An 18714-nucleotide genomic window follows, 5' to 3' on the forward strand; every position below is an offset into this window, starting at 1 on the left:
TCCCAGTGTAGGAGTGACGGCCGGGTGGGTGTGCTGCCGCGTCGCCGCCGCGGGGCGGGTGGGGCGGCCCGTCGTAGTGTGGGGGCATGGCTGATCAGGTGCTGGTGACCTTGGACGGCGCGGTGCGGGACGCGGACGCTCCGCTGCTGCGTGCCGATGACCTGGCCGCGGTGCGGGGGGACGGCATCTTCGAGACGATCCTCGTCCGCGACGGCGCGGCGTGCGTGGTCGAACGACACCTGTCCCGGTTCGCGAACTCCGCGTCGATGCTGGATCTGCCGCGTCCCGACCTCGCTGCCTGGCGGTCGGCGATCGCGATCGCGCTCGGCGAATGGGGCGCCGAGCGGGAGGGTGCGATGCGGTTGGTGCTCAGCCGGGGCCGCGAGTCGGGTGGCGGGCCGACCGCGTACGTCTCGGTCGGCCCGGTCGCGGATCGGGTCGCCGTCGCCCGCCGCGACGGGGTGTCGGTGTGCACGCTCGACCGCGGGTTCTCAGTGGATGTCGTCGAGAAGGCGCCGTGGTTGCTGCTCGGCGCCAAGACGCTCTCGTACGCGACGAACATGGCGGCGCTGCGGTACGCGCAGGCCCGGGATTTCGACGACGTGATCTTCACCAGCAGTGAGGGCCGGGTGCTCGAGGGGCCGCGGTCGACGGTGCTGATCGCGCGCGGTCGCACCCTGATCACTCCTCCGGTCGAGCACGGCATCCTCCCCGGCACGACGCAGCAGGCGCTGTTCGAGGTGGCGGGCGCGCATCGGTTCCGATGCGAGATGGCCGCGCTGCGTCCGGTGGATCTGATTGCCGCGGACGGTATTTGGCTGCTGTCCAGCGTTACTCTGGCTGCGCGGGTTCACACGCTCGACGGGTTGGTTCTGCCGGTGCCTGCGATCGCCGACGAGTTGTCCGAGCTGGTGGATCTCGCAGTCGGAACGGTCGGAGTCGAGGAAGACGCCGCGTGACTGAAATGTGATGCCCCGCACGGTTGCGTGTCACGGGTAGGCGCTTGGGAACTTCTTTACTACTGTTCGTAGTAGACGAAGGCCTGCGGTTTCGTGCTGCGGGGGTTACCTTTTGAACGGACTGCATGTGTCAGCCCACACCTGCAGTTCCGGTAAGCCTGCCCCACGGGCCCGGACCGGGAGATGACATGGACGCACTCGATGTGTCGCGCTGGCAATTCGGAATCACGACGGTCTACCACTTCATTCTCGTCCCGCTGACCATCGGTCTCGCACCGCTGATCGCGATCATGCAGACGATGTGGGTGGTCACGAAGAAGGACCACTGGTACCGGCTCACCAAGTTCTTCGGGAAGTTGTTCCTGATCAACTTCGCCCTAGGCGTGGCGACGGGCATCGTGCAGGAGTTCCAGTTCGGCATGAACTGGAGCGAGTACTCCCGCTTCGTCGGCGATGTGTTCGGTGCACCACTCGCGCTCGAGGGGCTCGTCGCCTTCTTCCTCGAATCCACCTTCCTCGGCCTGTGGATCTTCGGATGGGGCAGGCTCCCGAAACTCGTTCACCTCGCCACCATCTGGCTGGTCGCGATCGGCGTCAACGCCTCTGCGTTCTTCATCATCTCGGCCAACTCGTTCATGCAGCACCCGGTCGGTGCCGTCTACAACGAGGAAACCGGCCGTGCCGAGCTGACCAGCATATGGACCTTGCTCACGAACAACACTGCGCTCGCCGCTTTCCCGCACGTCATCGCGGGTGCGCTGCTCACCGCGGCCACCTTCGTCGCGGGTATCGCCGGCTGGTGGATGGTCCGGAACATGCGCCGCGCCAAGGCTGCCGAGCCCGTCGAGGCGGAGCGGATGGAGACAGAGGCCCGCACCATGTTCCGGCCCGCCGCCAGACTCGGCCTGTGGGTGATGATCATCTCCGGCGTCGGACTCATCGTGACCGGCGACATCCAGGCCAAGCTCATGTTCGAACAGCAGCCGATGAAGATGGCGTCCGCGGAATCGTTGTGCCACACCGAAACCGACCCCGACTTCTCGATCCTCACGATCGGTACCCAGAACAACTGCGACAGCGTCACCCGCGTCCTCGAGGTGCCGGGAATCCTGTCCTACCTTGCGGAAGGCAGTTTCTCGGGTGTGACCCTGCAGGGTGTCGAGGACCTGCAGGTGCAGTACTCGGAGCAGTTCGGGCCCGGCAACTACCGGCCCAACCTCTTCGTGACCTACTGGTCGTTCCGCGCCATGATCGGCTTGGCCGCCGGTTCGGCCCTGCTGGCCGTCGTCGGGCTCTGGGTCACCCGAGGCGGACGCGTCCCCGACCAGAAGTGGTACTCCTGGCTGAGCCTGATCGCGATCCCGACTCCGTTCCTCGCGAACAGTGCCGGCTGGATCTTCACCGAGATGGGCCGCCAGCCGTGGGTCGTGCACCCGAATCCGACTGGCGTGGACATGATCCGGCTCACCGTGGACCAGGGCGTGTCCAACCATTCGGTGGTCACCGTCTGGACGTCGCTGATCGTGTTCACCCTGCTCTACGCGGCGCTCGGCGTCGTCTGGTTCTGGCTCATCCGGCGCTACACGATCGAGGGACCGCTCCCGCACGACGCGCACCCGCCGGGCGACAAGCCCGACGAGCCGGACGACACCGGCAAGCCCGAGCAGCTGTCGTTCGCGTACTAGGAGAGGCGACATGGGACTTCAGGAACTCTGGTTCATCCTCATCGCGGTTCTGTTCACCGGGTACTTCGTCCTGGAAGGCTTCGACTTCGGTGTCGGCATGCTGATGCCGGTGCTCGGCCGCAGCAAGAACGGATCCGCAGACAACGACACCCGGCGTCGCGTCGTGCTCAACACCATCGGACCCGTCTGGGACGGCAACGAGGTGTGGCTCCTCACCGCGGGCGGCGCGATGTTCGCGGCCTTCCCCGAGTGGTACGCAACGCTGTTCTCCGGCTTCTACCTGCCGCTGCTGCTGATCCTCGTGGCCCTGATCGTCCGCGTCTGCGCGATCGAGTACCGCGGCAAGATCGACGATGCGACGTGGAGGTCCAGGTGGGACTGGGGGATCATCCTCGGCTCCTGGGTGCCTGCGATCCTGTGGGGTGTCGCGTTCGCGAACATCGTCCGCGGCGTCGCGATCGACGAGAACCGTCAGGTGGTGTCCGGGTTCTTCGACCTGCTGAACCCGTACGCACTGCTCGGCGGCGCCACCACCGCCATCGTGTTCGCGCTGCACGGTGCCGTCTTCATCGCGCTCAAGACCTCCGACGAGGTGCACGAGGACGCCGTGAAGCTTGCCTCCCGGCTGTCGATCCCGACCGTCGTCGTCGCGGGCGCGTTCGTGCTATGGACCCAGCTCGCCTACGGCAAGGGCTGGACCTGGATCCTCGTCGGCATCGCGGCGGCCGCTCTGCTCGGCGTCGTCGCGCTGACCGCGGTCGCACGGGAAGGGTGGGCGTTCGTACTCACCACGGTCGCCGTGGTCGGGGCGGTGGTCCTGCTGTTCGCGTGCCTCTACCCGAACGTGATGCCGTCGACGATCAACGATGCCTACAGCCTGACCATCCACAATGCGTCGTCGAGTCCGTACACCCTGAAGGTGATGACCTGGGCGGCGGTGATCGTGACCCCGGTCGTGCTGCTCTACCAGGGCTGGACGTACTGGGTGTTCCGGCAGCGGATCTCCACCAAGCACATTCCGCCGTCGATCGGGCTGCCGATCAAGACCAGCTGAATGGAGACCGACACCCCGGCCGCGTCTGCCCGCAGCAGGCGCGGCCCGGTAGATCCCCGGCTGTGGCGGTACTCGCGGTCCGCGCGTGGCTACCTGCTGCTCACGGTGACGTTGTCGCTGGTGGTCGCGGCCGCCGTCATCGTCTCCGCGATCATGATCGGCACCGTCCTCGCCGGGGTGATCACCGAATCCGACTCCCGCACCATCGGACACTGGTCCGGTGAGCTCACGGTTCTCGCCACCGCGGTCGCGGTACGCGTGGGGGCGACCTGGGTGCACTCGAGGTACGCCCACCGGTCCGCGTCGCGCGTGATCGGTGAACTGCGCGCCGAGGTGCTCGGGGCGGCGACCGAGATGACGCCCCGCGACCTCGACCCCCGACGCGACGAGACGGCCACCGTTCTGACGCGGGGAATCGAGGGTCTGCGGGCGTATCTCACTGGCTACCTGCCCGCGCTGCTCCTGGCGGTGACCGTCACGCCGCTGACACTGCTGGTCATCGTGCTGACCGACCTGACGTCGGCGGTGATCGTGGTCATCACCCTGCCGCTGATTCCGATCTTCATGATCCTGATCGGTCTGCTGACCCGCGGGAAGGCGGCCGCGTCGCTGCGCACCATGACTGCGCTCTCCGCCCAGTTGCTCGACCTGATCGCGGGCCTGCCGACGCTGCGCGCACTGGGCCGGGAAAGTGGCCCGCAGGATCGGGTCCGGAAACTCGGCGACGATCATCGCCGCACGACGATGGCCTCGCTCCGCATCGCGTTCCTGTCGTCGATGGTGCTCGAACTCCTCGCGACGCTGTCGGTCGCGTTGATCGCCGTCAGCATCGGTCTGCGTCTGGTGTTCGGCGAGATGCCGTTGCAGGCCGGCGTGATCGCGCTGGTGCTGGCACCGGAGGTGTACTTCCCGCTGCGTGCCGTCGGTGCGCAGTTCCACGCCGCGGAGGACGGAATGGCCGCTGCGGACAAGGCGTTCGGCGTGTTGGACGATCGTGGTGACGCGGTCCGGCGCGGCAGCGCCGCCGTACCGGACGGGACGGTCACCGTCCGCGGACTCGGGATGCGCAGCCGATCGGGCTGGGCCCCACGAGGTCTCGATCTCGCATTGGAGCCGCGTCGGGTGACCGGTCTGACCGGACCCAACGGGGTCGGGAAGTCGTCCGCGCTGCAGGCGATCCTCGCACTGGCCGATCCGGACGAGGGGATGGTGGTGATGGGGGACACCGACGTGCGGGACCTGGACCCGGCGGCGTGGTGGAAGACGGTCGCGTGGCTCCCTCAGCATCCGGTCCTCGTCCCCGGCACGCTGCGCGAGAACCTCGAACTCACCGGACCCGTCGACGCCGACCCGAACGAGCTCGATGCCGCGTGCCGCGCAACGGGATTCGACGAGGTGCTGCGCGACGTCCCGGACGGCTGGGACACCGTCGTCGGCGCGGGTGGCCTCGGCCTGTCGCTCGGGCAGCGGCAGCGGCTCGCCCTGACCCGAGTGCTGCTCACCGACGCATCCGTGGTCCTGCTCGACGAGCCGACCGCACACCTCGACGCCGCGTCCGAGGCACGGGTCCTCGCGGCGATCCGCACGCTCGCCGCGTCGGGTCCGGCCGTGCTCCTCGTCGGGCACCGCGCGTCGGTGCTCGCCGCCGCCGACAGCGTCGTCACCGTCGCCGCGGAGGTGACGGTGTGAGCCGCGACCCGCTGCGCCGCGCACTGGCGCTCCTCGACCTCGATCCGCGCCGCGTCCTGTACGCCGTCCTCGCGGGCGTCGCGACGCTCGGCAGTGCGCTCGCGTTGGCGGCGCTGTCCGCGTGGCTCATCACGCGCGCCTGGCAGATGCCCCCGGTGCTCGACCTGACCGTCGCCGTCGTCGCCGTTCGTGCCCTCGGCATCTCCCGCGGCCTGTTCCGCTATCTGGAGCGTCTCGCCACCCACGACGCCGCACTTCGCGGCACGGTCTCGGCCAGGGAGAACCTGTATCGCAGGCTCGCCACCGGCGATCCGGCCGCGCCCGCGGGGTTGCGCCGCGGCGACCTCCTCGCCCGCACGGGTGCGGACGTCGACGCGCTCGGTGACGTCGTGATCCGGGCGCTGGTCCCGATGGCCGTCGCCGTAGTGATGGCGCTGACGGCCGTCGTCGGCCTCGCGTTGATCTCGCCCGCCGCGGCGCTGGTCCTCGCGGTCGCGCTCGCCGTCTCCGGCGTCCTCGCGCCCGCGCTGGCGGCCAGGTCCGCTCGCCTGGCCGAGGCGGCGGGCGCCGAGGCGGCGGCCCGATACTCCGAAACCGCTGTCCTCGCGCTCGACCACGCCGCCGAACTGCGCGTCGCAGGTCGACTCGACGAGATGGTGCAGCGCGCCGACCGCCACGACCGGGACGTGATCCGCGCAACCGACCGCGCCGCCGTTCCGGCCGCGTTCGCGGACGCAGCGACGCCCCTCGCCATCGGGGCGAGCGTCCTCGGAGCGTTGCTCATCGGTATCACCCTGTACGGACCGGACGGTGGGACCGCCGGTGCGATGACGCCGATGGCGCTCGGGATCCTCGTCCTGCTGCCGCTGTCCGCGTTCGAGGCGACGTCGGCGCTGCCCGCGGCGGCGATCGCACTGACGCGCGGCCGGCTCGCGTCCGCCCGCATCATGGAACTGCTCGACCGGTCGGGCACACCGCAGTCGGGCGGGGCCGACCCCGTTCCGGAGCCCGTCCACCTGACGGCGTCCGGGCTGCGCACGGGATGGCCGGGCACCCCGGCTCCCGGCAGCCCGGTCGACCTGGATCTTCGGCCGGGATCGCGCACCGCCGTCGTCGGGCCGTCCGGCGCGGGCAAGACGACCCTGCTGATGACGCTCGCCGGGCTGCTGCCGCCGATCGAGGGCACGGTCGACATCGACGGCACGCCGCTCCGTGAGATCGACGCCGACCAGCTGCGCCGGAAGGTCGGCTTCTTCGCCGAGGACGCGCACCTGTTCGACACGTCACTGCTCGAGAACCTGCGCGTGGCTCACGGCGGTCTCACCGACGAGGAGGCCGTCGCGGCGCTCGAGCAGGTCGGCCTCGGCGACTGGGTGCGCTCACTGCCGGACGGCGTCCACACCACCCTCGACGCGGGCGGTCGGTCCGTCTCCGGTGGTCAACGCCGTCGCATCCTGCTCGCCCGCGCGCTGGTGTCGCCTGCACGGGTCCTGCTCCTCGACGAACCCACCGAACATCTCGACGCCGATGCGGCGGCCCGCGTCCTGCACGCGCTCCTGGACCGCGGCGGCGCGCTCGTCGACGTCGACCGCACCGTCGTGGTGGTGACGCACCACCTGCCCGAATCCCTCCGCGCAGACCGGATCGTCACGATCGACCGATCGTCCGACCGTGGACACGACAGGTCGGGCGACACGGACGCGTTGCGGTAACGAACGCTGCGGGGTGCGTGCGCAACTGGCATAGTGCTCGGTCGTAGTGTTCGGTCACACGTCCATACGACTCTGGGAGTTGTTCATGGGAGCGTTGATTCGTCGACTGGTCGCCTTACCGATCGTGGGACTCGCAACGGCACTGATGGTGTCCACGGTCGGACCGTCCGCCTCTGCCCTGCCCATCTACCCCGTGGCCGATCCGGACCCGTTCTTCGGCGCACCCGCCGACCTGGTCGCCGCGCATCAGCCCGGCGACGTCCTCAAGATCCGGCACATGCCGCCCAATCTGTACTTTCCGGGCAGCGAGGTGTGGGAACTGCTCTTCCGGACAACGGATTCCGAGGGCAAGCCGATCGCGGCAAACACCACCCTGCTGATACCGCCCAACTTCGTTCCCGACAGCCCGCTCGTGTCGTACCAGCACATCATCAATGCGCTCGGGCACAAGTGCAAGATTGCGACAGAGCTGTACACGACGGACCCGCTCACCCAGATTCGCGAGGCGCCGGGGCTGAACATTGCACTGGCGCGGGGATGGGCGGTTGCGTTGCCGGATCACCTCGGTCCCCGAATGGCTTACGGTGCAGCGAAACTCGGCGGTCAGATCACTCTCGACGGCATCCGGGCGGTCAAGCGGGTGCCCGAACTGCGGGTGGTGAACAGCCCGGTCGGGATGGGCGGCTACTCCGGCGGCGGCATGGCGACGTCGTGGGCTGCCGCGCTCGCGCCGACCTATGCGCCCGAGCTGGACATCGTCGGCGCCGCCGAGGGCGGCGCGCCGATGAACATGGTGAAGATGGCGTCGACGCTCGGGACGAATCCGCATCCCGCGTTCGGTCTCGCCATGGCGGCCGCGCTCGGCCTCGAGCGCGAGTACCCGGAGCGGATGAACGTGACGGCGCAACTGAACGACAACGGGCGCTGGCTCCAGTCGATGATCCGGGACGGCTGCACCAACGAGATCATGTTCTGGGGCGTAGGCCGTTCAGCTGCGCAGGTCACCGACAACGTCAACTTCATGGACGACCCGTCGGCGTGGCAGGTGATGGAGGAGAACAGTCTCGAGCTGTATCCCGGTGTTCCGTCCGTCCCCATCTTCGAATGGCACAGTCCCACGGACGCCCTTGTTCCCGTCGACGCCATCGACAACACCGTCCGTCGGTACTGCGATGCAGGCATTCCGGTACAGACGCTTCTCACGCCGAGCCCCGACCACCTGTCCGCGGCGGTGCTCGGACTGCCGCAGGCCCTCGACTGGCTCGATGCCCGATTCCGCGGCGTGCCCGCGCCTTCGACCTGCTGAGTTCCACGCTCCGAATAATCCGTTGCCGACATCGCGGGACGGGCGTACTTTCGGCCTTACACGAGGAAGGAGGTGGTCTGAAGTTGAAGAACTACAGGACGCGTGAGGTGGCTGTCCGCTAGCCAACGATGCTGAAGGGTTTCACCAACCGCCTCCGCGGCCGGCGAATCCCAGCAGCCACCCGGCCCCCGAGTCTCCCGGCCAAGTCCGACCGGGATCAGGACGTCAACGTCCGGCTCGGGGGTCGTTCTGCGCGCAGCGCACCTACCGATGTACGCGCGAGGTGCACGAGCCGATGTACGCGCGAGGCGCACCTAGCCGATGTAGCGGGACAGTCGCGCCGAGATGTGGGGCTTCAGTTCGCCGTCTGCGAGGACGCGTTCCTCGACGTACGCGAGGTCGCCGCCCTCGACGATGCCGTACAGGCGCTTCGCGCCGCCGACGAGCGCACCGTGCTTGCTGCGGATCACCACGTCGGTGGCGAGTTCCCAGCTCGATTGGGTGAGGGCCGTGCCGTAATACAGTTCGACGACGCCGGACGAGTGCGTCAGGAGCAGTTCGATGGTCTCCTCGTCGACGCTGCCGGGGATGCCGTCGCCGCCGACCCGCCAGTAGCCGCTCTCACGCAGGTCGGGACGGACGTAGTTGCCGTCGGCGTCGAGAACCCACGACTGGGACTCCCAGTGCAGGTAGTTGCCGCCGTCGTGCGAGACGACGATCTGCTGACCGAAGCGGTAGTCGCCGGAGTCGGGGTTGTTTCCCTCGCCCTCGCCGCGCCACACGCCGACCAGCGGCAGCAGGGCCAGCAGCTCCGGATGGATGTCCGGACCGAGGCGCAGGTTCGCGGTGTCCTCGGGCAGGGGAAGTCCGGGCAGTACGGGGATGTTCAGCCCGGCAGTGTCCTTGGAGCGCTCGGCGGCGTCGGCCAGGGCCTTGTCGCCGCTGCCACGCTTGATGGACGGAGCCGACGCGTCGTTTCCGGCGTCGAGCGGCTCGTTGTCGCCGGTCGAGCTCACGGCTTGTCGGTGACCAGTCGGTACACGACGTACAGCGAGAACCAGGTGATGAGAACGGCTGCGAGAACCAGCAGCACCTCGAAGAAGATGACCACGGGGACAGTTTAGACCGCCGGGCGCCGCTGAACGAAAGCGACCCCGCACCGATCGGTGCGGGGTCGCTTTCGTTGCCCGAACTACTTGCTGACGGTGATGTCCACGTTGTGGATGCCGTTGGCTTCGGGGCTGATGGTGCTGTCGCCGTTGCCGGTGCTCGACAGGGCGCGAACGGTCCACGTGCCGGGGGCCGCGAAGAACCGGAAGTCGCCGGTGCCGGACGCCACGACCTCGGCGGTGAACTCGCCGGTGCCGTCGAGCAGGCGAACGAACGCACCGCCGACCGGCTGGCCGTCAGCGGCCAGCACGCGACCGGTGATGACGGTTTCCTTCGACGCGTCCACGCCGGCGGGCAGGGTCTGTCCCTGGACGGGTGCTCCACACATGACTATTACGCTCCCAGTTCGATCGGTGCACCGACGAGTGAGCCGTACTCGACCCAGCTGCCGTCGTAGTTCTTGACGTTCTTCTTGCCGAGGATCTCCTGCAGCACGAACCACGTGTGGCTCGAGCGCTCGCCGATCCGGCAGTACGCGATGGTCTCGCGGCTGTCGTCGAACCCCTTGTTCGCGTACAGGGTCTCGAGGTCCGAGTCGGACTTGAAGGTGCCGTCCTCGTTCGCGGTGGTCGACCACGGAATGTTGATGGCTCCGGGGACGTGGCCACGCTGCTGCGCCTGCTCCTGCGGCAGGTGCGCCGGGGCGAGGATCTTGCCGGCGAACTCGTCGGGGGAGCGGACGTCGACCAGGTTCTTAGAACCGATGGCGTTGATGACCTCGTCGCGGAACGCGCGGATCGAGGTGTCGGCCTCCTCGGCCTTGTACTCGGTGACGGGGCGGACGACCACATCGCGCGAGAGCTCGCGGCCGTCGAGCTCCCACTTCTTGCGGCCACCGTCGATGAGCCGGACGTCCTTGTGGCCGTAGATCTTGAAGTACCAGTACGCGTAGGCGGCGAACCAGTTGTTGTTTCCGCCGTACAGGATCACGGTGTCGTCGTTGGCGACACCCTTCGCGGAGAGCAGCGCCGAGAACTTCTCACGGTCGAGGAAGTCGCGACGGACGCCGTCCTGGAGGTCCTTGCGCCAGTCGAGGCGGATGGCGCCCTCGATGTGGCCACCTTCGTAGGCCGAGGTGTCTTCGTCGACCTCGATGAACACCGTCTTCGGCGCATTGAGGTTCTGCTCGGCCCAGTCGACAGAGACCAGGACGTCGGAGCGTGCCATGGGTTTCCTTTCGGTACTGACTTGCGTGGTGCTGATGAGTGGGTACTGCGGCCCGGTCCTGGCGGCTATGCCGATGCGATCGGGTTCGACCTGCGGAAGCGGGCCACGAGCGGATAGATCTGGCAGCCGAGGCAGAAGCCGACGGCGGCGTTGAGAAGGGCCGCGAACAGGGCGAAGCCGGTCGCGACCGTGCCGAGCAGGGGCAGTCCCGCGAGGAATCCGACGACACCGACGGTGGCGAAGACGCCGCCGACGAGTTGTGCGAACTTCAGCGGTGCCACCGGCTCCCGTTCGGACACCGGGTCGAGTCGGGGCGCGACCACTGTCGCGAAGATCTGGCCGTAGGGACTGCGACGCGGGCCGACGACCGCTCCGATCGCGAACACGACCGCCTGCGCGGCGAGGAGCAGGGCCGCCGCGACGGCCGAGAAAGCGGACACGATCAGTACGGCCACCAGCACGACGGTGGTGATCCATGCCGCGAATCGAGGTCCACGGACGTCGACCTGATCGGCCGTGTGGACGACGGTCACGGGTGGAGTGACATGGGTGGTGTTCGTGGGCATTGCGTAGTGCTCCTGCTCGAGTGCCGTGCACAGATGTGACTGGCGGGGCATGGGGGATCTGTCACGTGGGGCGCGCGGGAGGCGCCAACCGAAGAGGCGTGATGATCAGCAGCAGGGACAGCAACAACCGCCGAGGCGGCACAGATCAACTGCGCGGCGTCGGGTGAGCAGCAGCTCGGTGGCGGTGTGCACGTCGGCGAGCTTACCGGTTTTCGTCGGGAAGTGAATCCTCAGGTCGGCAGAGCGGCACCAGGGCCGATTCGAGGTCCGACACGGTCGGCACACCCGAGACCCGGAACCGTTGCTCGCCGTCACGGTCGAAGATGAAGGTCGTCGGAAGGGACAGTACGCCGAGTTCGCGTGCCAGTACCGGGTTCTCGTCGATGTCGAGCTCGAGGTCGACGGGACGGGCCGCGCCCGCGTCCAGCCGCTCGTCGAGGGCCGCAACGGTGTTGCCGACCACGCGCCGCACCGCCGCACACGGACCGCACCAGTCCGCCGAGAAGTGCAGGATCGTCGGCCCCGCGCCCGGGACGCCCACCTCGCGCAGCAACGCCGCGCGGGCGTCGGGTGTCGGCCCGCCGGTATCGGTGGCGCGCACCGTCCCCGAACGTGCCTTGATCAGCATCGCGACCCCGAGCGTCGCCACCAGCACCACCAGCAGCACGACCAGCCCCGTCACGGCGTGGTCATCTCGTCGATGTTGATCACCACGTTCTCGCCGGAACCCTCGATCGCCACCTGCGACCCCTGCGCGTACACCTTCGTCGGGCGAACACCGAACGGCAGCTGGTCGACGTCGACCTGCCTGCTGAACAGTCCCAGCACCGCGGGCTTGAGCGGCGCGGGAACGGTGAAGTTGGCGTTGCCCTCGGGCCCGAAGTACAGATCCGTCGCGACGATGGTGACGTTGTCACCGTCGAGAGCGAGGTTGGCGGTCACGCTGACCGTGGCCTGCACCGGGCCGACCGGGACGGTGCCCGTGAGGACGATGCCACCGCCCGTGCTCATCCCGGATCCGCCGGATCCTCCGGTCCCGTCCGACGGGTCGGCGGGCGGAGCGGAGACCTCGAGGTCCGGAATGCCGAGGTACGCGCCGAGACTCGTCGCTTCGATCTTCACGCGGCCGTCGAGTCGTTCCACCGGAATCGTCTGGACGTCGCCCGCCATCAGATCCGATGCGGACACCTCGACGCCGTGCAGGTCGGCCTCGACGGACACGTCACCGAGTTCCGTGCTCGGGACGCCCGTCGCGCGGATCTCGATGTGCTTGTAGCGGCCGGCGGCGGCCTGGGTGAGGAACGGGAATCCGGTGATCGTCACCGACGGATCGGCGTCGAGGCCCGCTCCCTCTCTCAGGCTCCGCGACACCCGGTACTCCGAGTACGCGGCGGCGCCGAAGTCGACGATTACGGCCGCCGCGATCAGGCACACCACGGTGAGTATCAGTTTGCGCACTCGACCATTGTGACGGACGCAGACTGCGGACCCGCAGGCGTCGCGGTCTGAACCACAGGCCTCGCGTCGCCGGTACCGGGGGGTGGCAGGCTAGTCTGTACTCCGTACTTGGCATCGTTGTCGGCTGTGCTCAGGCACCTGAACGGCAAGAAGGGGAGGCCTGTGTGGAGCTGCTCCTGCTGACCTCCGATCCGAATCCGGAATCGGTCCTACCTTCCCTTGCGCTGCTAGCGCACACAGTTCGGCCGGCACCAACGGAAGTGTCATCGCTGCTCGACGCCGGTTCGGCCGACGTCGCACTCGTGGATGCCCGTACCGATCTCGCGGCGGCACGTGGCCTGTGTCGGCTGCTCGGCAGCACCGGGTCCGCGATTCCCGTCGTCGCGGTTCTCACCGAGGGCGGACTCGTCGCAGTCAATTCGGACTGGGGCCTCGACGACATCCTGCTGCCCGGTACCGGGCCGGCGGAGCTCGATGCGCGTCTTCGTCTGCTGGTGGGGCGCAACGGTGGCGCCGCAGCTCCGGAATCGAGCGGCAAGATCACGCTCGGCGAACTGGTCATCGACGAGGGGACGTACACCGCGCGCCTGCGTGGACGTCCCCTCGATCTGACTTACAAGGAATTCGAGCTGCTCAAGTACCTCGCGCAGCACGCGGGGCGGGTGTTCACGCGGGCCCAGCTGCTGCAGGAGGTGTGGGGCTATGACTTCTTCGGCGGCACACGCACCGTCGATGTTCACGTGCGACGACTCCGCGCCAAGCTCGGCCCCGAGTACGAGGCGCTGATCGGTACCGTCCGCAACGTCGGCTACAAGGCGGTACGGCCGAGCCGCAAGCCGGGACCGGGGGCGAGCCGCACCGACGACGAGGGCGACTTCGGTGCCGACGAGGACAATCCCGACGACACGTCGCTGACGCCGGCGAACGGCACGGCCCTCTAGATGGTCGAAGCGGCGACGAACTGGTCCAGCCTCCTGAGCGCAGACGAGGCAAGGCAGGTGCGGGAACTGCTGTCCCGCGCGGCCGTGGTCGACGGCACCGAACCGGTGTCCGAGCAGGCGGTGCACCGTCTCGGCGGGCGATCCGACACCACGCATCTGCTGGCGACGTCGGATGGCGACATCGTCGGCTATGCCGGTGTCGAGCCGGCGCACGACGGGCACCCCGCCATGGTGGAGGCGGCGGTCGATCCGAAGCACCGGGGTGCGGGAATCGGCCGGGAACTCGTGGCGCAGGCGCTGCAGTGCGGTGGCCGCGACGCTCGGGTGTGGGCGCACGGCGACCTGCCCGCAGCGCGGGCCGTGGCGTCCCGGCTCGGACTCGCCCCCGCGCGAGAACTGCTCCAACTGCGCCGAGCGCTGGGAGAGCCTCCGCTGCCGGAGGTTCCCACGTCCGAGGGCGTCACGCTCCGTGCCTACGCCGGACCGAGCGACGACGCAGATCTGCTTCGCGTCAACGCGGCGGCGTTCGACTGGCATCCCGAGCAGGGCTCGTGGACCCAACGCGAAATCGACGAGCGGGTCGCGGAGTCGTGGTTCGACCCGGCGGGACTGTTCGTCGCCGTCGACTCCGACACCGGAGAGATGCTCGGCTTCCACTGGACGAAGGTGCATCCGGAGTCCGGCGCGGAGCCCGCGATCGGCGAGGTCTACGTCGTCGCGGTCGCCCCGACGGCCCAGGGTCGTGGACTCGGCCGGTTGCTGACCGTCGCCGGATTGCGCTACCTGCGCGACCGCGGCCTCGGTGCGGTACTGCTGTACACGGAGGCGGACAACGAGGCCGCCCTCCACACCTACTATCGGCTCGCATTCGAGCGGTATCACGTGGACGTCGCGTATGCGGGCGTCGCCCATACAGGGGACGAGGGGTAGCGAGATGTTCTATTGGCTGCTGAAGTTCGTGTTCGTCGGGCCGTTCATCCGGCTGTACAACCGTCCGAAGGTCGAAGGGGTGGAGAACATCCCGACGTCGGGTCCGGCGATCCTGGTGGGCAATCATCTGTCGATCGCGGACTGGTTGTTCGCACCGCTGTCGTCGCCGCGGCGCATCACGTACCTCGCGAAGAGCGAGTACTTCACGACTCCGGGTTTCCGCGGGTTCCTGCAGAAGGCGTTCTACGCGGGTGCGGGTCAGGTTCCGATCGACCGCAGTGGTGCCGACGCTGCGAGTTCCGCGCTGAACACGGCGACGCGACTCCTGGACGAGGGCAAGCTCGTAGGCCTGTTCCCCGAGGGCACTCGCTCGCCCGATGGTCGCCTGTACAAGGGTAAGACGGGTGCCGCGCGGCTCGCGTTGAGCACGGGCATTCCCGTCATCCCCGTCGCCGTGATCGGGACCGACGTCATCTGCCCGCCCGGGCCGTTCAAGTGGCGTCGGCACCGAGTTCAGGTGAAGTACGGCAAGCCGCTGGACTTCTCCCGCTTCGAGGGCATGGCAGGAAATCGGTGGGTCGAGCGGACCGTCACCGACGAGATCATGTACGAGCTGATGCGGATGTCGGGTCAGGAGTACGTCGACGTCTACGCGGCGTCGCTGAAGAAGAACGTGCCCGCCGCGGCCGACACCGTCCGCGACTTCCGCGCGCCCGAATCCAAGGCCGGCTGACGTTCGACCACGTGATCTTCACCACGATCACGGTGGCGGCGGCGCTGGTAGTTGAAAACGCATAGTCCTGTTCACCTCTCGTTCATCCTCTCGGGACCACCTGTCCACCACCTGCCCTTACGTTTCACGAGCAGGGTGGCGGCGTGCTGCCCGAACCTGATGAGTCTCCCGGAGGAAACAGCGTGAACTTCAAGCGCAATGCTGCCGTGCTCGGTGCAGTCGCGGTCGGTGCCATGACCCTGGTTGCCTGTGGAAGCGACAACAACACGGCCTCGTCGGGAACCTCCGTCAACAGCGCGGCGTCGAGCGCGACCTGCGACGGCAAGACCTCGCTGTCGGCCGCTGGCTCGTCCGCGCAGAAGAACGCGATGGACAACTTCATCGCCACCTACATCGCGGTGTGCAAGGACAAGGGCGTCGACGTCAAGATCGCCTACAACCCCACCGGCTCCGGTGACGGACGCACCCAGTTCATCGCGAAGCAGGTCGACTTCGCCGGTTCCGATTCCGCGATCAAGGGCGATCAGGCCGTTGCCGCCAAGGAGCGTTGCGCGGGTAACGACGCCTGGAACCTGCCGCTGGTCTTCGGTCCGGTCGCCATCGCGTACAACCTCGACGGCGTCGAGAACCTGACCCTCAACGGCGAGGTCATCGCCAAGATCTTCACTGGCGCGATCACCAAGTGGAACGACCCGGCCATCGCGGCGCTCAACTCGGGTGTGACGCTGCCGGACACGGCCATCACTCCGATCGTGCGTTCCGATTCGTCGGGCACCACCGACAACTTCCAGCAGTACCTCACCGTCGCGTCGAACGGTGCCTGGACCAAGGGCGCCGGCTCCGACTTCGTCGGCGGCGTCGGCGAGGGCGCGAAGGGCTCGGCGGGTGTCTCGCAGGCCGTCGCCGGTGCTCCCGGCTCGATCACCTACGTCGAGAAGTCCTTCGCGGACCAGAACAAGCTCGCGATCGCGCAGATCGACTCCGGTGCAGGCGCGGTCGAGCTGACCGAGGAGACCGCAGCGAAGGCCATCGAGGGTGCGACGTTCAAGTCCGAGACCGTCGGCGACATGACGCTGAACCTCGACTCGATCTTCGGCACCAAGGAGGCCGGCGCCTACCCGATCGTCCTGGCGACGTACTCCATCGTGTGCTCCAACGGCTACGACGCCGACACCTCCGCCGCGGTGAAGTCGTTCCTGACCAGCGCCGCCAACGAAGGTCAGAACGGCCTCTCGGAGCAGGGCTACGTGAGCCTGCCCGGCACCGTCCAGGACAAGCTGAACGCATCGATCGCCGCTATCGGCTGACCCTGTCGGACGCTCTATATTCAGAACTAACAGAATGCGAGCGCAGATGAGCGACGCGCCAACCCAGTCGGCGCCTCCCGCACCCGGCCCCGGTGAATCCGGGGCCGGGACGGGGGGCACGCGCGGAGCACCGGAGGCACCGATGCCCACACCGTCTTCCCCCGGCAAGGCGGTGGTCCGTCCTGGCGACCGGATCTTCACCTCGCTGACCACCGGCTCGGCGATCTTCATCTCCGTGCTGATCGCGGCGATCGGTGCGTTCCTGGTGTGGCGGGCAGTCCCGGCGCTCTCGCGGAACGAGGTCAACTTCCTCACCAGCCGCGAGTGGGTCACCACCGACATCAACGCGATGGCATTCGGTGTCCTGGACCTGCTGCAGGTCACGGTGCTCGTCTCGCTCTTCGCGCTGGCTCTCGCGATGCCGGTCTCGCTCGGCATCGCCCTGTTCCTCACGCAGTACGCGCCGCCGCGGTTGTCTCGCCCGCTCGCCTACGTGATCGATCTGCTCGCCGCGGTCCCCTCGATCGTCTACGGCCTGTGGGGTCTGCTGATCTTCGCGCCTGCGATCAAGCCGTTCGCGCTGTGGCTGAACGAGAACCTCGGCTGGTTCTTCCTGTTCTCGACCGGGTCCGGGTCGATCCAGGGCGGCGGCACGATCTTCACCGCGGGCATCGTGCTCGCGGTGATGATCCTGCCGATGATCACCGCCGTGACCCGTGAGGTCTTCGCACAGACGCCGGTATCGCACATCGAGGCGGCGCTGGCGCTCGGCGCCACGAAGTGGGAAGTCGTCAAGACCACGGTCCTGCCGTTCGGCAAGTCCGGATACATCAGCGGTTCCATGCTCGGCCTCGGCCGCGCGCTTGGCGAGACCATGGCGCTCTACATGATCCTGCGTACGACCGCGAAGAGCGCGACATGGTCGCTCTTCGACGGCGGTTCGACGATCGCGTCGAAGATCGCACTCGGCTATGCCGAGTTCAACAACGACATCCAGGCGGGTGCCTACATCGCGGCCGGCCTGGTCCTGTTCGTGCTGACCTTCGTGGTCAACGCCGCGGCCCGCGCCGCCGTCGCAGGGAAGAAGAGCTGACATGACGACCTCGACAATGGACCGGCCCGTCAAGGCCCCCACATTCCAGGGCGTCGGCGGGCGTCGCCGCACCACCGACCTCATCGTCAAGGTCCTCGTCACGGCATCGGTTCTGCTGGCACTGATCCCGCTGGTCTGGGTGCTGTACACGGTGATCCAGAAGGGCTTCGCGGCGATCACCAGCCCCACCTGGTTCACGAACTCGTTCAACGGCTTGTCCGCATCCGCCTCCGGCGGCGGCATCTACCACGCGCTGATCGGCACGATCCTGCAGGGCGTCGTGTGCGCGGTGATCTCGATTCCGCTCGGCCTCGCCGTCGCGGTGTACCTCACCGAGTACGCGGGGACGTCGAGGCTCGGGAGGATCACCACGTTCATGGTCGACATCCTGTCGGGTGTGCCGTCGATCGTCGCCGCGCTGTTCATCTACGCGCTGTGGATCGCGACGTTCGGATTCCCGAAGTCGGCGTTCGCGGTCTCGCTCGCGCTGGTGCTGCTGATGGTTCCGGTCGTGATCCGCAGCACCGAGGAAATGCTGCGGATCGTCCCGCAGGATCTGCGGGAGGCGTCGTACGCGCTCGGCGTGCCGAAGTGGAAGACGATCATGCGGATCGTCGTCCCGACCGCGCTTCCCGGCATCATCACCGGTGTCATGCTCGCCCTCGCCCGAGTCCTCGGTGAGACCGCTCCGCTGCTGATCCTGGTCGGGTATGCGCCGTTCATCAACTTCGATCTGTTCAACGGCGAGATGGGCTCGCTGCCCGGCGTCATGGTCGCGGAGATGAACAACCCGACCGCGGCAGGCTCGGAACGCATCTGGGGCGCCGCACTGACCTTGATCCTGCTGATCGCGGTGCTCAACATCGTCGCGAAGCTGATCGGTCACTTCTCCCGGGTCAGCAAGTGACCCCCTCAAACCTCCGAGTCACCACCATGCAAGGGAG

General features: G+C 67.9%; 18 protein-coding genes. 12 read left to right on the forward strand and 6 right to left on the reverse strand.

The window, feature by feature from the left end; translation table 11 throughout:
• Nucleotides 1-86 precede the first annotated feature (86 nt).
• From RHCRD62_RS19860 to RHCRD62_RS19885, 6 genes are all read left to right on the forward strand, one after another.
• Complete coding sequence (locus RHCRD62_RS19860; protein ID WP_050066469.1) at nucleotides 87-959, forward strand: aminodeoxychorismate lyase; 873 nt, start codon at nucleotides 87-89, stop codon at nucleotides 957-959.
• Between the two features lie 188 nt (nucleotides 960-1147).
• Nucleotides 1148-2644, forward strand: a complete 1497-nt coding sequence (locus RHCRD62_RS19865) for a cytochrome ubiquinol oxidase subunit I (protein WP_050066470.1) — start codon at nucleotides 1148-1150, stop codon at nucleotides 2642-2644.
• A 10-nt stretch (nucleotides 2645-2654) separates the two neighbouring features.
• Nucleotides 2655-3698 carry a cytochrome d ubiquinol oxidase subunit II gene (gene cydB, locus RHCRD62_RS19870; RefSeq protein ID WP_050066471.1) on the forward strand — a complete coding sequence of 348 codons (1044 nt, stop codon included), beginning with the start codon at nucleotides 2655-2657 and terminating at the stop codon, nucleotides 3696-3698.
• Nucleotides 3699-5387 (forward strand): thiol reductant ABC exporter subunit CydD, encoded by a 1689-nt coding sequence (gene cydD / locus RHCRD62_RS19875; RefSeq protein WP_050066472.1) that lies wholly within the window; start codon nucleotides 3699-3701, stop codon nucleotides 5385-5387.
• Complete coding sequence (gene cydC / locus RHCRD62_RS19880; protein ID WP_050066473.1) at nucleotides 5384-7099, forward strand: thiol reductant ABC exporter subunit CydC; 1716 nt, start codon at nucleotides 5384-5386, stop codon at nucleotides 7097-7099. Before cydD ends, cydC begins: the two co-directional genes overlap by 4 nt.
• Nucleotides 7100-7244: 145 nt before the next feature.
• On the forward strand, nucleotides 7245-8405 hold the full coding sequence (locus RHCRD62_RS19885; protein WP_253277418.1) for a lipase family protein: 1161 nt from the start codon (nucleotides 7245-7247) through the stop codon (nucleotides 8403-8405).
• A gap of 314 nt (nucleotides 8406-8719) precedes the next feature.
• Here RHCRD62_RS19885 and RHCRD62_RS19890 read toward each other — a convergent pair whose 3' ends face one another.
• From RHCRD62_RS19890 to RHCRD62_RS19915, 6 genes are all read right to left on the reverse strand, one after another.
• Entirely contained in the window at nucleotides 8720-9361 is a 642-nt protein-coding gene (locus tag RHCRD62_RS19890; protein WP_253277419.1) for a heme-binding beta-barrel domain-containing protein, read from the reverse strand.
• Between the two features lie 236 nt (nucleotides 9362-9597).
• Nucleotides 9598-9903, reverse strand: a complete 306-nt coding sequence (locus tag RHCRD62_RS19895) for a DUF1416 domain-containing protein (RefSeq protein ID WP_050066476.1) — start codon at nucleotides 9901-9903, stop codon at nucleotides 9598-9600.
• 5 nt (nucleotides 9904-9908) lie between these two features.
• Nucleotides 9909-10742: a sulfurtransferase gene (locus tag RHCRD62_RS19900; protein WP_050066477.1), complete on the reverse strand. Its 834-nt coding sequence runs from the start codon at nucleotides 10740-10742 to the stop codon at nucleotides 9909-9911.
• 65 nt (nucleotides 10743-10807) lie between these two features.
• A complete protein-coding gene (locus tag RHCRD62_RS19905; protein ID WP_050066478.1) occupies nucleotides 10808-11308 on the reverse strand; it encodes a DUF4395 domain-containing protein in 501 nt (166 codons plus the stop codon).
• A gap of 202 nt (nucleotides 11309-11510) precedes the next feature.
• The gene (locus RHCRD62_RS19910) at nucleotides 11511-11990 is read right to left on the reverse strand and encodes a thioredoxin family protein (RefSeq protein ID WP_050066479.1); all 480 of its coding nucleotides are present in this window, start codon (nucleotides 11988-11990) and stop codon (nucleotides 11511-11513) included.
• On the reverse strand, nucleotides 11987-12766 hold the full coding sequence (locus tag RHCRD62_RS19915) for an LmeA family phospholipid-binding protein (RefSeq protein ID WP_050066480.1): 780 nt from the start codon (nucleotides 12764-12766) through the stop codon (nucleotides 11987-11989). The genes RHCRD62_RS19910 and RHCRD62_RS19915 overlap by 4 nt, the downstream gene beginning before the upstream one ends.
• Nucleotides 12767-12930: 164 nt before the next feature.
• Here RHCRD62_RS19915 and RHCRD62_RS19920 point away from each other — a divergent pair, with 164 nt between their 5' ends.
• The 6 genes from RHCRD62_RS19920 to pstA all read left to right on the forward strand — a co-directional run bounded on the left by RHCRD62_RS19920 (nucleotide 12931) and on the right by pstA (nucleotide 18677).
• Nucleotides 12931-13707 (forward strand): winged helix-turn-helix transcriptional regulator, encoded by a 777-nt coding sequence (locus RHCRD62_RS19920; protein WP_050066481.1) that lies wholly within the window; start codon nucleotides 12931-12933, stop codon nucleotides 13705-13707.
• Entirely contained in the window at nucleotides 13708-14637 is a 930-nt protein-coding gene (gene mshD / locus RHCRD62_RS19925; RefSeq protein WP_050066482.1) for a mycothiol synthase, read from the forward strand. It begins immediately after the preceding gene.
• Nucleotides 14638-14641: 4 nt separating this feature from the next.
• On the forward strand, nucleotides 14642-15370 hold the full coding sequence (locus RHCRD62_RS19930; protein ID WP_050066483.1) for a lysophospholipid acyltransferase family protein: 729 nt from the start codon (nucleotides 14642-14644) through the stop codon (nucleotides 15368-15370).
• 182 nt (nucleotides 15371-15552) lie between these two features.
• The gene (gene pstS, locus RHCRD62_RS19935; protein WP_050066681.1) at nucleotides 15553-16677 is read left to right on the forward strand and encodes a phosphate ABC transporter substrate-binding protein PstS; all 1125 of its coding nucleotides are present in this window, start codon (nucleotides 15553-15555) and stop codon (nucleotides 16675-16677) included.
• A 46-nt stretch (nucleotides 16678-16723) separates the two neighbouring features.
• Nucleotides 16724-17770 carry a phosphate ABC transporter permease subunit PstC gene (pstC, locus tag RHCRD62_RS19940; protein WP_050066484.1) on the forward strand — a complete coding sequence of 349 codons (1047 nt, stop codon included), beginning with the start codon at nucleotides 16724-16726 and terminating at the stop codon, nucleotides 17768-17770.
• Nucleotide 17771: 1 nt separating this feature from the next.
• Nucleotides 17772-18677: a phosphate ABC transporter permease PstA gene (gene pstA / locus RHCRD62_RS19945; RefSeq protein WP_050066485.1), complete on the forward strand. Its 906-nt coding sequence runs from the start codon at nucleotides 17772-17774 to the stop codon at nucleotides 18675-18677.
• Nucleotides 18678-18714 lie beyond the last annotated feature (37 nt).

The sequence above is a fragment of the Rhodococcus sp. RD6.2 genome, from assembly GCF_001040705.1.
Lineage (GTDB): Bacteria > Actinomycetota > Actinomycetes > Mycobacteriales > Mycobacteriaceae > Rhodococcus_G.

Bases quoted from the DNA above. Each gene is read 5' to 3' on its own strand.
- RHCRD62_RS19860 (WP_050066469.1), top strand. From the start codon at position 87: ATGGCTGATCAGGTGCTGGTGACCTTGGACGGCGCGGTGCGGGACGCG.
- RHCRD62_RS19865 (WP_050066470.1), top strand. From the start codon at position 1,148: ATGGACGCACTCGATGTGTCGCGCTGGCAATTCGGAATCACGACGGTC.
- cydB (WP_050066471.1), top strand. From the start codon at position 2,655: ATGGGACTTCAGGAACTCTGGTTCATCCTCATCGCGGTTCTGTTCACC.
- cydD (WP_050066472.1), top strand. From the start codon at position 3,699: ATGGAGACCGACACCCCGGCCGCGTCTGCCCGCAGCAGGCGCGGCCCG.
- RHCRD62_RS19885 (WP_253277418.1), top strand. From the start codon at position 7,245: ATGGTGTCCACGGTCGGACCGTCCGCCTCTGCCCTGCCCATCTACCCC.
- RHCRD62_RS19895 (WP_050066476.1), bottom strand. From the start codon at position 9,903: ATGTGTGGAGCACCCGTCCAGGGACAGACCCTGCCCGCCGGCGTGGAC.
- RHCRD62_RS19900 (WP_050066477.1), bottom strand. From the start codon at position 10,742: ATGGCACGCTCCGACGTCCTGGTCTCTGTCGACTGGGCCGAGCAGAAC.
- RHCRD62_RS19905 (WP_050066478.1), bottom strand. From the start codon at position 11,308: ATGCCCACGAACACCACCCATGTCACTCCACCCGTGACCGTCGTCCAC.
- mshD (WP_050066482.1), top strand. From the start codon at position 13,708: ATGGTCGAAGCGGCGACGAACTGGTCCAGCCTCCTGAGCGCAGACGAG.
- RHCRD62_RS19930 (WP_050066483.1), top strand. From the start codon at position 14,642: ATGTTCTATTGGCTGCTGAAGTTCGTGTTCGTCGGGCCGTTCATCCGG.
- pstC (WP_050066484.1), top strand. From the start codon at position 16,724: ATGAGCGACGCGCCAACCCAGTCGGCGCCTCCCGCACCCGGCCCCGGT.
- pstA (WP_050066485.1), top strand. From the start codon at position 17,772: ATGACGACCTCGACAATGGACCGGCCCGTCAAGGCCCCCACATTCCAG.